We start from the raw sequence: 15221 nt of genomic DNA, 5'->3' as shown, positions 1-15221 counted from the left end.
AGAGCGGGGCAGGATTGCCCGCTCTCTGCTCCGCCAGGAGGAAAGGCCTTGAAAGACCTACTGAATTTGCTGAAAAACCAGGGTCAAGTCGAAGAGTTCGACGCCATCCGTATCGGATTGGCCTCGCCGGAGATGATCCGTTCGTGGTCGTTCGGTGAAGTTAAAAAGCCGGAAACCATCAACTACCGTACGTTCAAACCTGAGCGTGACGGCCTGTTCTGCGCCAAGATCTTTGGCCCGGTAAAGGATTACGAGTGCCTGTGCGGTAAGTACAAGCGCTTGAAGCACCGTGGTGTGATCTGCGAGAAGTGCGGCGTTGAGGTCGCACTGGCCAAGGTTCGTCGTGAGCGCATGGCGCACATCGAACTGGCTTCGCCGGTTGCCCACATCTGGTTCCTGAAATCGCTGCCGTCGCGTATCGGCCTGCTGATGGACATGACCCTGCGTGATATCGAACGCGTTCTCTACTTCGAGAGCTATGTCGTTATCGATCCAGGCATGACCACCCTTGAAAAAGGTCAGCTGCTGAACGACGAGCAGTACTTCGAAGCGCTGGAAGAGTTCGGTGACGATTTCGACGCCCGCATGGGTGCCGAAGCTGTCCGTGAATTGCTGCACGCTATCGACCTGGAACACGAGATTGGCCGTCTGCGCGAAGAAATTCCGCAAACCAACTCGGAAACCAAGATCAAGAAACTGTCCAAGCGTCTGAAGTTGATGGAAGCCTTCCAGGGTTCCGGCAACCTGCCAGAGTGGATGGTGCTGACCGTTCTGCCGGTTCTGCCGCCAGATCTGCGTCCACTGGTCCCGCTGGATGGCGGTCGTTTCGCGACCTCCGACCTCAACGATCTGTATCGTCGAGTGATCAACCGTAACAACCGTTTGAAGCGCCTGCTGGATCTGTCCGCGCCGGACATCATCGTGCGCAACGAAAAGCGTATGTTGCAGGAAGCGGTCGATGCACTGCTCGACAACGGTCGTCGTGGCCGCGCAATCACTGGTTCCAACAAGCGTCCTCTGAAATCCCTGGCTGACATGATCAAGGGTAAGCAAGGTCGTTTCCGTCAGAACTTGCTCGGTAAGCGTGTTGACTACTCCGGTCGTTCGGTAATTACCGTAGGCCCGACCCTGCGTCTGCACCAGTGCGGTCTGCCGAAGAAGATGGCTCTCGAGCTGTTCAAACCGTTCATTTTCGGCAAGCTCGAAATGCGTGGTCTGGCGACCACCATCAAAGCGGCCAAGAAAATGGTCGAGCGCGAGTTGCCAGAGGTTTGGGACGTTCTCGCTGAAGTGATTCGCGAACACCCGGTTCTTCTCAACCGTGCACCGACCCTTCACCGTCTGGGTATCCAGGCGTTTGAACCGGTACTGATCGAAGGTAAGGCTATCCAGCTGCACCCGCTGGTCTGCGCCGCGTACAACGCCGACTTCGACGGCGACCAAATGGCCGTGCACGTACCGCTGACGCTGGAAGCCCAGCTCGAAGCGCGTGCGTTGATGATGTCGACCAACAACATTCTGTCGCCAGCCAACGGTGAGCCAATCATCGTTCCTTCGCAGGACGTTGTATTGGGTCTGTACTACATGACCCGTGAAGCGATCAACGCCAAAGGCGAAGGTCGTGTATTCGCGGATCTGCAGGAAGTCGACCGTGTGTTCCGTGCCGGCGAAGCCGCACTGCACGCCAAGGTCAAGGTTCGTATCAACGAAACCGTCAACGACCGTGACGGCAACAGCGTGAGCGGTACCCGTATCGTCGACACCACTGTCGGCCGTGCGCTGCTGTTCCAGGTTGTGCCAAAAGGTCTGTCGTACGACGTCGTCAACCTGCCGATGAAGAAAAAGGCGATCTCCAAGCTGATCAACCAGTGCTACCGCGTGGTTGGTCTGAAAGAGACCGTGATCTTCGCTGACCAGTTGATGTACACCGGTTTCGCTTACTCGACCATCTCCGGCGTTTCCATCGGTGTTAACGACTTCGTTATCCCGGATGAAAAAGCCCGCATCATCGGTGCAGCCACCGACGAAGTGAAAGAGATCGAGAGCCAGTACGCCTCCGGCCTGGTAACCCAGGGCGAGAAGTACAACAAAGTGATCGACCTCTGGTCGAAAGCGAACGACGAAGTTTCCAAGGCGATGATGGCCAACCTCTCGAAAGAGAGAGTCATCGACCGTCACGGCGACGAAGTTGATCAAGAGTCTTTCAACTCGATGTACATGATGGCCGACTCGGGTGCACGGGGTTCCGCAGCACAGATTCGTCAGCTGGCCGGTATGCGTGGTCTGATGGCCAAGCCGGACGGTTCCATCATTGAAACGCCGATTACTGCGAACTTCCGTGAAGGTCTGAGCGTACTTCAGTACTTCATCTCGACTCACGGTGCTCGTAAAGGTCTGGCGGATACCGCGTTGAAAACCGCTAACTCCGGTTACCTGACTCGTCGTCTGGTAGACGTGGCGCAGGATCTGGTAGTAACCGAGATCGATTGCGGCACCGAACACGGTCTGCTGATGACTCCGCACATTGAAGGCGGTGACGTTGTAGAACCGTTGGGTGAGCGCGTATTGGGTCGTGTCATTGCCCGTGACGTATTCAAGCCGGGTACCGAGGACGTTATCGTTCCTGCCGGCACTCTGGTTGACGAGAAGTGGGTCGAGTTCATCGAGCTGAACAGCATCGACGAAGTGATCGTGCGTTCGCCGATCAGCTGCGAAACCCGCTACGGCATCTGCGCCAAGTGCTACGGCCGTGATCTGGCTCGTGGTCATCAGGTGAACATCGGTGAAGCGGTCGGCGTTATCGCTGCCCAGTCCATCGGTGAGCCGGGTACCCAGCTGACCATGCGTACGTTCCACATCGGTGGTGCGGCAAGCCGTACTTCCGCAGCCGACAGCGTTCAGGTGAAAAATGGCGGTACCGTCCGTCTGCACAACCTGAAGCACGTTGAGCGAGTGGATGGCCACCTGGTTGCCGTGTCCCGTTCCGGTGAGCTGGCAATCGCGGACGACTTCGGTCGTGAACGCGAGCGTTACAAGCTGCCGTACGGTGCTGTGATTTCGGTTAAGGAAGGTGACAAGGTCGACGCTGGCGCAATCGTGGCCAAGTGGGATCCGCACACTCACCCGATCGTTACTGAAATGAAAGGTACCGTGACCTACGTGGGCATGGAAGAAGGCATCACGATCAAGCGTCAGACTGACGAATTGACCGGTATGACCAACATTGAAGTACTTGACGCGAAAGATCGTCCAGCTGCCGGTAAGGAAATCCGTCCAGCAGTGAAGATGGTCGATGACAACGGCAAGGATCTGTTGCTGCCAGGCACTGACGTTATCGCTCAGTACTTCCTGCCAGCCAACGCTCTGGTCGGTGTGGCTGACGGTGCGAAGATTGCGATCGGTGACGTTATCGCTCGTATCCCGCAGGAAACTTCTAAGACCCGTGACATCACCGGTGGTCTGCCGCGTGTTGCCGACCTGTTCGAAGCCCGTCGTCCGAAAGAAGCGTCGATTCTGGCTGAAGTCAGTGGCACCATCGCGTTCGGTAAAGAGACCAAAGGCAAGCGCCGTCTGGTCATTACCCCGAACGACGGTAGCGATCCGTATGAAGAGCTGATTCCGAAGTGGCGTCACCTGAACGTCTTCGAAGGCGAACAGGTAAACCGCGGCGAAGTTATCTCCGACGGTCCAAGCGATCCGCACGACATCCTGCGTCTGTTGGGTGTAAGCGCGCTGGCCAAGTACATCGTCAACGAGATCCAGGACGTTTATCGTCTGCAAGGCGTGAAGATCAACGACAAGCACATCGAGACCATCCTGCGTCAGATGCTGCGTAAAGTTGAAATCTCCGAGTCCGGCGATTCCAGCTTCATCAAGGGTGACCAGATGGAACTGACTCACGTTCTGGTAGAGAACGAGCGTCTGAGCGCGGAAGACAAGTTTGTCTCCAAGTTCACTCGCGTTCTGCTGGGTATCACCAAGGCGTCGTTGTCCACCGAATCGTTCATCTCGGCGGCTTCCTTCCAGGAAACCACCCGCGTACTGACCGAAGCGGCAGTCACCGGCAAGCGCGATTACCTGCGCGGCCTGAAAGAAAACGTAGTCGTGGGTCGTCTGATCCCGGCTGGTACCGGTCTTGCCTATCACAGCGAGCGCAAGCGTCGCCGTGATGCCGACAAGCCGTTGCGCGTAAGCGCCAGTGAAGTGGAAGCTGCACTGACCGAAGCGCTGAACTCGAGCGGTAACTGAGTTCTGCGATAAACGAGCGTGAGGCCCTGGTCGCTCCGTTCGTCGAATCGAGACATCAAGTCAAGGTTCGATGGGCGGGGAGGTCGGGGCCTTGCCTTGACTGGAATCAAGATCCTCTTTAGACTCTTGATCCCCTAAATTTGGCGGGAATTCGTTCCTGCCATTTTGCTTTTCTTGCAAGACAATAGCGTCGCAAGACAACAGTGGAGCTAGTAGATGGCAACTATCAACCAGCTGGTACGTCAGCCGCGTAAGCGTATCGTCGAGAAATCCGACGTACCTGCGCTGCAGAACTGCCCGCAACGTCGTGGCGTGTGCACCCGTGTGTACACCACCACGCCGAAAAAACCTAACTCGGCACTGCGTAAAGTATGCCGTGTGCGTCTGACCAACGGTTTCGAGGTTTCCTCGTACATCGGCGGTGAAGGCCACAACCTGCAAGAGCACAGCGTGGTACTGATCCGCGGCGGTCGTGTAAAAGACTTGCCAGGTGTTCGTTACCACACCGTTCGCGGCTCCTTGGATACTTCCGGCGTTAAAGGCCGTAACCAGGGTCGTTCGAAGTACGGTACCAAGCGTCCGAAGTAATCGGCCGTTTTGCAGATTTTTATTTTATTGAGTCGATAAGAGTAAGGTCGGGCACGCATCCTCTGGATCTGTCCCGAGCTAACCTGAAGACCGCTTGAGGGCTTATCATGCCAAGACGTCGCGTAGCAGCAAAGCGTGAGATTCTGGACGATCCGAAATACGGAAGCCAGATCCTCGCCAAATTCATGAACCACGTTATGGAAAGCGGCAAGAAAGCCGTTGCCGAGCGTATCGTTTATGGTGCCCTGGAAACCGTTGCGGCCCGTAAGGCTGGCACCGATCCCCTGGAACTCTTCGAAAAAGCACTCGACGCCATCGCTCCGCTGGTCGAAGTGAAGTCGCGCCGCGTTGGTGGTGCTACTTACCAGGTTCCGGTCGAGGTTCGTCCTTCCCGTCGTAACGCTCTGGCAATGCGCTGGTTGGTAGACTTCGCCCGTAAGCGCGGCGAGAAGTCTATGGCTCTGCGTTTGGCTGGCGAACTGCTGGATGCTGCTGAAGGTAAAGGTGCTGCTGTTAAGAAGCGTGAAGACGTGCACCGTATGGCCGAAGCTAACAAAGCTTTCTCGCACTACCGCTTCTAATTTTAGCTTCACTAATTTTGCGAGGGCTTTATGGCTCGTACTACTCCGATTAGCCGCTACCGTAACATCGGTATCGTCGCTCACGTGGATGCTGGTAAAACCACCACCACCGAGCGCGTACTGTTTTACACCGGCAAAAGTCACAAAATGGGCGAGGTGCATGATGGCGCCGCGACCACAGACTGGATGGTTCAGGAGCAGGAGCGTGGTATTACCATTACTTCTGCTGCCATTACCGCCTTCTGGAAAGGTTCCGAGAAGCAGTACTCTCACGAGCACCGTTTCAACGTAATCGATACCCCGGGCCACGTTGACTTCACCATTGAAGTTGAACGTTCCCTGCGCGTACTCGACGGCGCTGTCGTTGTGTTCTGCGGTACTTCGGGTGTTGAGCCGCAGTCGGAAACCGTATGGCGTCAAGCCAACAAATACGGCGTTCCACGTCTTGTTTACGTAAACAAGATGGACCGTGCCGGCGCCAACTTCCTGCGCGTGATCGGTCAGATCAAGCAGCGTCTGGGTCACACTCCGGTGCCGATCCAGTTGGCCATCGGTTCCGAAGACAACTTCCAGGGTCAGATCGATCTGATCAACATGCAAGCTGTCTACTGGAATGACTCCGACAAAGGTATGGTCCCTGTTCGCAAGGACATTCCTGCCGAGCTGCAAGAGCTGGCTGAAGAGTGGCGCAACAACATGGTTGAAGCTGCTGCCGAAGCCAACGAAGAGCTGATGAACAAGTACCTGGAAGGCGAAGAGCTGTCGATCGAAGAGATCAAGGCTGCTTTGCGTCAGCGTACTATCGCCGGCGAAATCGTTCTGGCCGTTTGCGGTTCTTCGTTCAAGAACAAGGGCGTTCCCCTGGTTCTCGACGCCGTTATCGACTACCTGCCTGCTCCGACCGACATTCCTGCTATCAAGGGTTCCAACCCTGATAACGAGGAAGAAGAGATGGAGCGTCATGCAGACGACAACGAGCCTTTTGCGGCTCTGGCGTTCAAGATCGCTACCGACCCATTCGTGGGTACCCTGACCTTCGTCCGCGTTTACTCGGGCGTGTTGAACTCCGGCGACGGCGTGATCAACTCGGTCAAGGGCAAGAAAGAGCGCGTGGGTCGTATGGTGCAAATGCACGCAAACGCTCGCGAAGAGATCAAGGAAGTGCGCGCTGGTGACATCGCGGCCCTGATCGGCATGAAGGACGTCACCACTGGTGAAACCCTCTGCAACGCTGACAAGCCAATCATCCTGGTTCGCATGGACTTCCCGGAGCCGGTTATTTCGGTTGCCGTAGAGCCCAAGACCAAGGATGACCAGGAAAAAATGGGTATCGCTCTGGGCAAACTCGCTCAGGAAGACCCGTCTTTCCGCGTTAAAACTGATGAAGAGACTGGTCAGACGATCATCTCCGGCATGGGCGAGCTGCACCTGGACATCCTGGTTGATCGGATGCGCCGTGAGTTCAACGTCGAAGCCAACATCGGCAAGCCTCAGGTTTCGTATCGTGAGCGCATCACGAAGAACTGTGAAATCGAAGGCAAGTTCGTTCGTCAGTCCGGTGGTCGCGGCCAGTTCGGTCACTGCTGGATCCGTTTTGCTCCTGCTGACGAAGGTCAGGAAGGTCTGCAATTCGTGAACGAAGTTGTAGGTGGTGTGGTTCCTAAGGAATACATCCCGGCTATCCAGAAGGGTATCGAAGAGCAGATGAAGAACGGCGTTGTTGCCGGCTATCCGCTGATCGGCCTGAAGGCTACCGTGTTCGATGGTTCTTACCACGACGTCGACTCCAACGAGATGGCGTTTAAGGTGGCTGCTTCCATGGCGACCAAGCAACTGGCCCAGAAGGGCGGTGGTGAGTTGCTCGAGCCGATCATGGCGGTAGAGGTTGTTACGCCTGAAGACTATATGGGTGATGTGATGGGCGACCTTAACCGTCGTCGCGGCATGATCCAGGGTATGGAAGACACAGTGTCCGGCAAGGTTATCCGTGCCGAGGTTCCACTGGGTGAGATGTTCGGTTATGCGACCGACGTTCGTTCCATGTCCCAGGGTCGCGCAAGCTACTCTATGGAATTCAAAAAATACGATACGGCTCCGTCGCACATCGTCGAATCCGTAACCAAAAAACAAGGCTGATTCAGCCCCTTTAGGCTAGGAGTTAATTGTCGTGGCTAAAGAAAAATTTGATCGTTCCCTACCGCACGTCAACGTTGGCACCATTGGTCACGTTGACCACGGTAAAACCACTCTGACTGCTGCTCTGACTCGCGTCTGCTCCGAAGTTTTCGGTTCGGCCGTCGTTGAATTCGACAAGATCGACAGCGCACCAGAAGAAAAAGCTCGCGGTATCACCATCAACACCGCTCACGTTGAGTACAACTCGACTATTCGTCACTACGCTCACGTTGACTGCCCAGGTCACGCTGACTACGTGAAGAACATGATCACCGGTGCTGCCCAGATGGACGGTGCGATCCTGGTTTGCTCGGCCGCTGATGGTCCGATGCCGCAAACCCGTGAGCACATCCTGCTGTCCCGTCAGGTAGGCGTTCCGTACATCGTGGTTTTCCTGAACAAGGCTGACCTGGTAGACGACGCTGAGCTGCTGGAACTGGTTGAGATGGAAGTTCGTGACCTGCTGTCGACCTACGACTTCCCAGGTGACGACACTCCGATCATCATCGGTTCGGCTCGTATGGCGCTGGAAGGCAAAGACGACAACGAAATGGGCACCACTGCCGTTCGTAAACTGGTTGAAACTCTGGATACCTACATCCCAGAGCCAGTTCGTATGATCGACAAGCCATTCCTGATGCCAATCGAAGACGTGTTCTCGATCTCGGGTCGCGGTACTGTTGTGACTGGTCGTATCGAGCGCGGTATCGTTCGCGTTCAGGACTCTCTGGAAATCGTTGGTCTGCGTGACACCACCACCACTACCTGCACCGGTGTTGAGATGTTCCGCAAACTGCTCGACGAAGGTCGTGCTGGCGAGAACTGCGGCGTTCTGCTGCGTGGTACCAAGCGTGACGACGTTGAGCGTGGCCAGGTTCTGGTCAAGCCAGGTTCGGTCAAGCCGCACACCAAGTTCACCGCAGAAGTTTACGTTCTGAGCAAGGAAGAAGGCGGCCGTCACACTCCGTTCTTCAAAGGCTACCGTCCACAGTTCTACTTCCGTACTACTGACGTGACTGGTAACTGCGAGCTGCCAGAAGGCGTTGAAATGGTAATGCCGGGTGACAACATTCAGATGACTGTTACCTTGATCAAAACCATCGCGATGGAAGACGGTCTGCGTTTCGCTATCCGTGAAGGCGGTCGTACCGTCGGCGCTGGCGTCGTAGCCAAAATCATCGAGTAAGACTTTTAAAGTCAGCTTGATGGATTGAAAAGCCCCCGCTCAGCGGGGGCTTTTTTATTGGGTTGACACCTATCGGGGGCGTCTATAGAATTGCGCCTCCTTTTAACGGGCGTATTGCGCCCGGTGGGAATAGCAGCCGGAGTCTGAAATCCAATGCAAAATCAGCAAATCCGTATCAGGTTGAAGGCTTTTGACCATCGCCTGATCGACCAATCAACCCAGGAAATCGTGGAAACCGCGAAACGTACTGGTGCTCAAGTGCGTGGTCCAATTCCACTGCCTACCCGTAAAGAGCGGTTCACCGTTCTGGTTTCCCCGCACGTCAACAAAGACGCGCGTGACCAGTACGAGATCCGCACTCATAAGCGTGTTCTGGACATCGTCCAGCCAACGGATAAAACCGTTGACGCGCTGATGAAGCTTGATCTTGCGGCCGGTGTGGAAGTGCAGATCAGCCTCGGCTAAGACTCGGTCTTGGTCGTGTAACGCTCTGAAATGGGCGGCCATAGCGGGTGAAAGCCCCGTACACTCATGAGGTTTACAACATGACTATTGGTGTAGTCGGTCGTAAATGCGGTATGACCCGTATTTTCACCGAAGAAGGTGTCTCCATTCCGGTCACGGTCATTGAGATCGAGCCGAATCGCGTCACCCAGTTCAAAACTGAAGAGACCGATGGCTATCGTGCAGTGCAAGTCACTGTCGGCGAGCGTCGCGCTTCGCGTGTAACAGCAGCTCAGGCTGGCCACTTCGCTAAAGCGAACGTTGCCGCTGGTCGCACCACCATGGAATTCCGCCTTGAAGAAGGCGAGTACCAGGCTGGCGATCTGATCAACGCTGAAATCTTCGCCGCTGGTCAACTGGTTGATGTAACCGGTCAGTCCAAGGGTAAAGGCTTCCAGGGTACGATCAAGCGTTGGAATTTCCGCGGGCAAGATAACACCCACGGTAACTCCGTATCCCACCGCGTCCCAGGCTCTATCGGCCAGTGCCAGACTCCTGGTCGTGTATTCAAGGGCAAAAAAATGTCCGGTCATATGGGCGCTGAGCGCGTGACCGTGCAGTCCCTGGAAGTAGTGCGCGTGGACGCTGAACGCAATCTGTTGTTGGTCAAGGGTGCTGTTCCTGGCGCTACTGGCGGCAACCTGGTTGTACGTCCAGCAGCCAAGGCTCGCGGTTAAGGGGAAGCTGACATGCAATTAAATGTAAATGACGCTCAAGCGATCGAAGTTTCCGAACTGACATTTGGCGGCGAATTCAACGAGACGCTGGTTCACCAAGCAGTCGTGGCCTACATGGCCGGCGGCCGTCAAGGTAGCAAGCAGCAGAAGACCCGTTCCGACGTTCGTGGTGGCGGCAAGCGCCCATGGCGTCAGAAAGGTACTGGCCGTGCTCGTGCCGGTACTATCCGTAGCCCAATCTGGCGTGGCGGCGGTACCACTTTCGCAGCTCGTCCACAGGATCACTCCCAGAAGCTGAACAAGAAGATGTATCGCGCAGCAATGCGTTCCATCCTTGCTGAGCTGGTGCGTACTGATCGTCTGGTCGTGGTTCAGGATTTCGCTGTTGAAACTCCGAAAACCAAAGATCTGCTGGGCAAACTGAACAACATGAGCCTGACCGACGTTCTGATCGTGTCGGACGCTGTTGATCAGAACCTGTACCTGGCTGCTCGCAACCTGCCGCACGTAGATGTACGTGATGTGCAAGGTTCCGATCCAGTTAGTCTGATCGCATACGACAAGGTGTTGATCACCGTGTCGGCCGTGAAGAAATTCGAGGAGCTGCTGGGATGAACCAGGAACGCGTATTTAAAGTTCTGCTTGGCCCGCACGTTTCCGAGAAGGCTACGGTTCTGGCAGACAAGAAAGGCCAGTTCGTTTTCAAGGTTGCTACTGACGCAACCAAGCTGGAAATCAAGAAGGCCGTCGAAAGCCTGTTCAGCGTGAAAGTAGAGCGCGTCACTACCCTGAATGTTCTGGGTAAGAGCAAGCGCACTGCTCGCGGTCTGGGCAAGCGTAATGACTGGAAGAAGGCAGTTATCTCCCTTCAGCCAGGCCAAGATCTCGATTTCAGCAGCAGTGCTGAGTAAGGAAGGGGTGCATCATGGCAATCGTTAAATGCAAACCGACTTCCCCTGGCCGCCGTTTTGTGGTCAAGGTGGTCAACCAGGAGCTGCATAAAGGCGCTCCTCACGCACCGCTGCTCGAGAAAAAATCGAAGTCTGGTGGTCGTAACAACAATGGCCGTATTACCACTCGTCACATCGGTGGTGGTCATAAGCAGCATTACCGTATGGTCGATTTCCGTCGCAACGACAAAGATGGCATCTCCGCCACTGTCGAGCGCATCGAATACGATCCAAACCGTACTGCTCACATCGCACTGCTTTGCTACGCAGACGGCGAGCGCCGCTACATCATCGCCCCTAAAGGCGTGAGTGCTGGCGACCAGCTGATCGCAGGCGCTCTGGCTCCAATCAAGCCAGGCAATGCTCTGCAACTGCGCAACATTCCAGTCGGTTCTACCGTACACGGCATCGAATTGAAGCCAGGTAAAGGTGCACAGATCGCTCGTTCCGCTGGTGCTTCGGCTCAGCTGATCGCTCGTGAAGGTGTCTACGTGACCCTGCGTCTGCGTTCCGGTGAAATGCGTAAAGTCCTGGCTGAATGCCGTGCGACCCTGGGTGAAGTCTCGAACTCCGAGCACAGCCTGCGTTCGCTGGGTAAAGCTGGTGCCAAACGCTGGCGTGGCGTTCGCCCAACCGTTCGTGGTGTTGCCATGAACCCGGTTGACCACCCACATGGTGGTGGTGAAGGTCGTACCTCTGGTGGTCGTCATCCGGTATCGCCATGGGGCTTCCCGACTAAGGGCGCGAAGACTCGTGGTAATAAGCGTACCGACAAAATGATCGTCCGTCGTCGCAAGTAAATAGAGGGATACGACAGTGCCACGTTCTCTGAAAAAAGGTCCTTTTATTGATCTTCACCTACTGAAGAAGATCGAAGTGGCGGCGGAAAAGAACGATCGCAAACCAATTAAAACCTGGTCGCGTCGTTCGATGATCCTGCCACAAATGGTCGGTCTGACCATCGCAGTACACAACGGTCGTCAGCACGTCCCAGTTCTCGTTAACGAAGACATGGTCGGCCACAAACTGGGCGAGTTCGCCGGTACCCGCAACTATCGCGGGCACGTGGCTGACAAGAAAGCCAAGCGTTAAGGGGTAAGGAAATGGAAGTAGCCGCTAAGTTGTCGGGCGCTCGAATCTCCGCCCAGAAAGCCCGCTTGGTCGCCGACCAGATCCGCGGGAAGAAGGTGGGCGAAGCGCTCAACCTGTTGGCTTTCAGCAGTAAGAAAGCCGCCGAGATCATGAAGAAAGTGCTGGAGTCGGCCGTAGCCAACGCCGAGCATAACGAAGGCGCAGACGTTGATGACCTGAAGGTCAGCACCGTTTTCGTCAACGAAGGGCGTTCGCTGAAGCGCATCATGCCACGTGCCAAAGGCCGTGCTGATCGCATCGTCAAGCGGTCTTGCCATATCACTGTCAAGGTTGCTGACAAGTAACGGAGTCGAAGAGATGGGTCAGAAAGTACATCCCATTGGCATTCGCCTGGGAATCGTCAAGGAGCACACCTCCGTCTGGTACGCAGACGGTCGGACTTATGCGGACTACTTGTTCGCAGATCTGAAAGTGCGTGAGTATCTCCAAGACAAACTAAAAAGCGCGTCCGTAAGCCGTATCGATATCCATCGTCCGGCCCAAACTGCACGCATCACCATCCACACCGCTCGTCCTGGTATCGTTATCGGGAAGAAAGGTGAAGATGTTGAGAAACTGCGTCAGGACCTGACCAAGCAAATGGGTGTGCCTGTGCACATCAATATCGAAGAGATCCGCAAGCCGGAGCTCGACGGTATGCTGGTTGCGCAGAGCGTAGCTCAGCAGCTGGAGCGTCGTGTAATGTTCCGTCGCGCTATGAAGCGCGCAGTACAGAACGCCATGCGCATTGGTGCCAAAGGCATCAAAATCCAAGTGAGCGGTCGTCTCGGCGGTGCTGAAATCGCACGTACTGAATGGTATCGCGAAGGTCGTGTGCCACTGCACACCCTGCGTGCCGACATCGACTATGCCAACTACGAAGCTCACACCACTTACGGTGTGATCGGTGTAAAGGTTTGGATCTTCAAAGGCGAAGTTATTGGTGGTCGCCAAGAAGAACTGAAACCACAAGCACCAGCGCCTCGTAAAAAAGCTGCTAAGTAAGGGGTACGCCAAATGTTGCAACCAAAGCGTACGAAGTTCCGCAAGCAGATGACCGGCCACAACCGTGGTCTGGCACTGCGCGGTAGCAAAGTCAGCTTCGGCGAGTTCGCGCTGAAGTCTGTTGCTCGTGGTCGTCTCACCGCTCGTCAGATCGAGTCAGCGCGTCGTGCTCTGACCCGTCACGTAAAACGTGGCGGCAAGATCTGGATCCGTGTATTCCCGGACAAGCCGATCTCCAAGAAGCCTCTCGAGGTTCGTATGGGTAAAGGTAAGGGTAACGTGGAGTACTGGGTTGCCCAGATTCAGCCAGGCAAAGTCCTGTATGAAATCGAGGGTGTTTCTGAAGAGCTGGCGCGTGAGGCTTTCGCCCTGGCTGCTGCAAAGCTGCCGCTCGCCACCTCCTTTGTTAAACGGACGGTGATGTGATGAAAGCGAATGAACTTCGTGAAAAATCCGCACAGCAGCTGAACGAGCAACTGCTCGGCTTGCTGCGCGACCAGTTCAATCTGCGCATGCAGAAAGCAACTGGCCAGTTGGGGCAGTCTCATCTGCTCTCGCAAGTTAAGCGTGACATCGCTCGCGTGAAGACTGTGCTCAACCAGCAGGCAGGTAAGTGATCATGGCTGAAGCCGAAAAAACTGTCCGTACGCTGACTGGCCGTGTTGTCAGCGACAAGATGGACAAAACCATCACCGTTCTGATCGAGCGTCGCGTTAAGCACCCGATCTACGGTAAATACGTTAAGCGTTCGACTAAGCTGCACGCGCACGACGAAACCAATCAGTGCCACATCGGCGACAAAGTCACTATTCGTGAAACTCGTCCGATGGCCAAGACCAAGTCTTGGGCGCTGGTTGATGTTCTCGAACGCGCTGTGGAAGTCTAAGGGCTAGGGGTCGGAGAAATTATATGATTCAGACTCAATCCATGCTCGATGTGGCCGATAACAGCGGCGCTCGCCGTGTTATGTGCATCAAGGTGCTGGGTGGCTCCCATCGTCGTTACGCTGGTATCGGTGACATCATCAAAGTTACCGTGAAGGAAGCAATTCCTCGCGGTAAGGTGAAAAAAGGCCAAGTGATGACTGCTGTTGTAGTCCGCACTCGTCACGGCGTACGTCGTGCTGATGGCTCCATTATCCGCTTTGATGGCAACGCTGCTGTTCTTCTGAACAACAAGCAAGAGCCGATCGGCACCCGTATCTTTGGGCCAGTGACCCGTGAACTTCGTACTGAGAAGTTCATGAAGATCGTCTCGCTCGCCCCAGAAGTGCTGTAAGGAGATCCGACATGCAAAAGATTCGTCGTGACGACGAGATCATCGTGATCGCCGGCAAAGACAAAGGTAAGCGCGGTAAGGTGCTGAAGGTTCTTGCTGACAACCGTCTGGTTGTTGGTGGTCTGAACCTGGTCAAGCGTCATACCAAGCCTAACCCGATGTCGGGCGTACAGGGCGGTATCGTCGAGAAAGAAGCGCCACTGCACGCTTCCAACGTCGCCATCTTCAACGGCGAAACCAACAAGGCTGACCGCGTTGGTTTCAAAGTAGAAGACGGTAAGAAAATTCGTGTCTTCAAGTCGACCCAAAAAGCGGTTGATGCTTGAACACTGCTAGGTAGAAGACCATGGCACGACTAAAAGAGATTTACCGGAAGGAAATCGCTCCGAAACTTAAGGAAGAACTTAAGCTTTCGAACGTGATGGAAGTTCCGCGCGTTACCAAAATCACCCTGAACATGGGTCTGGGCGAAGCGATCGGCGACAAAAAAGTCATCGAGCACGCTGTTGCTGACCTGGAAAAGATCACCGGCCAGAAAGTCGTTGTGACCTACGCTCGTAAATCCATCGCTGGCTTCAAAGTCCGCGAAGGATGGCCGATCGGCGTCAAAGTGACCCTGCGCCGTGAGCGTATGTACGAGTTCCTGGATCGTCTGCTGTCGATCTCCCTGCCTCGGGTTCGCGACTTCCGCGGCCTGAATGCCAAGTCCTTCGATGGTCGTGGCAACTACAGCATGGGCGTGAAAGAGCAGATCATCTTCCCGGAAATCGACTACGACAAGATCGATGCTCTCCGCGGTCTGGACATTACCCTGACCACCACTGCCAAGAACGATGATGAAGGCCGCGCTCTGCTGCGTGCTTTCAAATTCCCGTTCCGCAACTGATTGGAGTAGGAA

The 15221-nt window shown here is 55.2% G+C and carries 19 protein-coding genes; all 19 read left to right on the top strand.

Annotated elements, in window-relative coordinates; all coding sequences use genetic code 11:
* Window positions 1–48: 48 nt before the first annotated feature.
* Window positions 49–4248 (top strand): DNA-directed RNA polymerase subunit beta', encoded by a 4200-nt coding sequence (gene rpoC / locus PspCFBP13508_RS22390; protein ID WP_137215710.1) that lies wholly within the window; start codon window positions 49–51, stop codon window positions 4246–4248.
* Window positions 4249–4464: 216 nt separating this feature from the next.
* On the top strand, window positions 4465–4836 hold the full coding sequence (gene rpsL / locus PspCFBP13508_RS22385) for a 30S ribosomal protein S12 (RefSeq protein ID WP_003186084.1): 372 nt from the start codon (window positions 4465–4467) through the stop codon (window positions 4834–4836).
* A 107-nt stretch (window positions 4837–4943) separates the two neighbouring features.
* A complete protein-coding gene (gene rpsG, locus PspCFBP13508_RS22380; protein WP_016772941.1) occupies window positions 4944–5417 on the top strand; it encodes a 30S ribosomal protein S7 in 474 nt (157 codons plus the stop codon).
* A gap of 30 nt (window positions 5418–5447) precedes the next feature.
* Entirely contained in the window at window positions 5448–7553 is a 2106-nt protein-coding gene (fusA, locus tag PspCFBP13508_RS22375; protein WP_016772942.1) for an elongation factor G, read from the top strand.
* A 31-nt stretch (window positions 7554–7584) separates the two neighbouring features.
* Complete coding sequence (tuf, locus tag PspCFBP13508_RS22370) at window positions 7585–8778, top strand: elongation factor Tu (protein ID WP_137215709.1); 1194 nt, start codon at window positions 7585–7587, stop codon at window positions 8776–8778.
* Window positions 8779–8931: 153 nt separating this feature from the next.
* Complete coding sequence (rpsJ, locus tag PspCFBP13508_RS22365) at window positions 8932–9243, top strand: 30S ribosomal protein S10 (RefSeq protein ID WP_003186070.1); 312 nt, start codon at window positions 8932–8934, stop codon at window positions 9241–9243.
* Window positions 9244–9323: 80 nt separating this feature from the next.
* A complete protein-coding gene (rplC, locus tag PspCFBP13508_RS22360; protein WP_003228738.1) occupies window positions 9324–9959 on the top strand; it encodes a 50S ribosomal protein L3 in 636 nt (211 codons plus the stop codon).
* A 12-nt stretch (window positions 9960–9971) separates the two neighbouring features.
* Window positions 9972–10574 (top strand): 50S ribosomal protein L4, encoded by a 603-nt coding sequence (gene rplD, locus PspCFBP13508_RS22355; protein WP_003228735.1) that lies wholly within the window; start codon window positions 9972–9974, stop codon window positions 10572–10574.
* Complete coding sequence (rplW, locus tag PspCFBP13508_RS22350) at window positions 10571–10870, top strand: 50S ribosomal protein L23 (RefSeq protein WP_002555488.1); 300 nt, start codon at window positions 10571–10573, stop codon at window positions 10868–10870. The genes rplD and rplW overlap by 4 nt, the downstream gene beginning before the upstream one ends.
* A gap of 14 nt (window positions 10871–10884) precedes the next feature.
* Window positions 10885–11709 (top strand): 50S ribosomal protein L2, encoded by an 825-nt coding sequence (gene rplB / locus PspCFBP13508_RS22345; RefSeq protein ID WP_130912287.1) that lies wholly within the window; start codon window positions 10885–10887, stop codon window positions 11707–11709.
* 16 nt (window positions 11710–11725) lie between these two features.
* Entirely contained in the window at window positions 11726–12001 is a 276-nt protein-coding gene (rpsS, locus tag PspCFBP13508_RS22340; protein ID WP_011336172.1) for a 30S ribosomal protein S19, read from the top strand.
* A gap of 11 nt (window positions 12002–12012) precedes the next feature.
* Window positions 12013–12345: a 50S ribosomal protein L22 gene (gene rplV, locus PspCFBP13508_RS22335; protein WP_003103908.1), complete on the top strand. Its 333-nt coding sequence runs from the start codon at window positions 12013–12015 to the stop codon at window positions 12343–12345.
* A 13-nt stretch (window positions 12346–12358) separates the two neighbouring features.
* A complete protein-coding gene (rpsC, locus tag PspCFBP13508_RS22330; protein WP_003176422.1) occupies window positions 12359–13045 on the top strand; it encodes a 30S ribosomal protein S3 in 687 nt (228 codons plus the stop codon).
* A gap of 12 nt (window positions 13046–13057) precedes the next feature.
* On the top strand, window positions 13058–13471 hold the full coding sequence (rplP, locus tag PspCFBP13508_RS22325; RefSeq protein WP_003228729.1) for a 50S ribosomal protein L16: 414 nt from the start codon (window positions 13058–13060) through the stop codon (window positions 13469–13471).
* Window positions 13471–13662, top strand: coding sequence for a 50S ribosomal protein L29 (gene rpmC / locus PspCFBP13508_RS22320; protein ID WP_002555481.1), 192 nt, complete (start codon window positions 13471–13473; stop codon window positions 13660–13662). The genes rplP and rpmC overlap by 1 nt, the downstream gene beginning before the upstream one ends.
* Before the next feature lie 2 nt (window positions 13663–13664).
* Window positions 13665–13931 carry a 30S ribosomal protein S17 gene (gene rpsQ, locus PspCFBP13508_RS22315; protein WP_003194644.1) on the top strand — a complete coding sequence of 89 codons (267 nt, stop codon included), beginning with the start codon at window positions 13665–13667 and terminating at the stop codon, window positions 13929–13931.
* Window positions 13932–13954: 23 nt separating this feature from the next.
* The gene (gene rplN, locus PspCFBP13508_RS22310) at window positions 13955–14323 is read left to right on the top strand and encodes a 50S ribosomal protein L14 (RefSeq protein ID WP_002555479.1); all 369 of its coding nucleotides are present in this window, start codon (window positions 13955–13957) and stop codon (window positions 14321–14323) included.
* An 11-nt stretch (window positions 14324–14334) separates the two neighbouring features.
* Window positions 14335–14649 (top strand): 50S ribosomal protein L24, encoded by a 315-nt coding sequence (gene rplX / locus PspCFBP13508_RS22305; protein WP_003186046.1) that lies wholly within the window; start codon window positions 14335–14337, stop codon window positions 14647–14649.
* A gap of 20 nt (window positions 14650–14669) precedes the next feature.
* On the top strand, window positions 14670–15209 hold the full coding sequence (gene rplE / locus PspCFBP13508_RS22300) for a 50S ribosomal protein L5 (RefSeq protein ID WP_003210069.1): 540 nt from the start codon (window positions 14670–14672) through the stop codon (window positions 15207–15209).
* Window positions 15210–15221: the final 12 nt, after the last annotated feature.

The organism is Pseudomonas sp. CFBP13508 (assembly GCF_005233515.1).
Taxonomy (GTDB): Bacteria; Pseudomonadota; Gammaproteobacteria; order Pseudomonadales; family Pseudomonadaceae; genus Aquipseudomonas; species Aquipseudomonas mercuritolerans.
The sequence above is the reverse complement of the archived record's forward strand: the minus strand, read 5'-3'. Positions and strand labels throughout refer to the sequence as shown.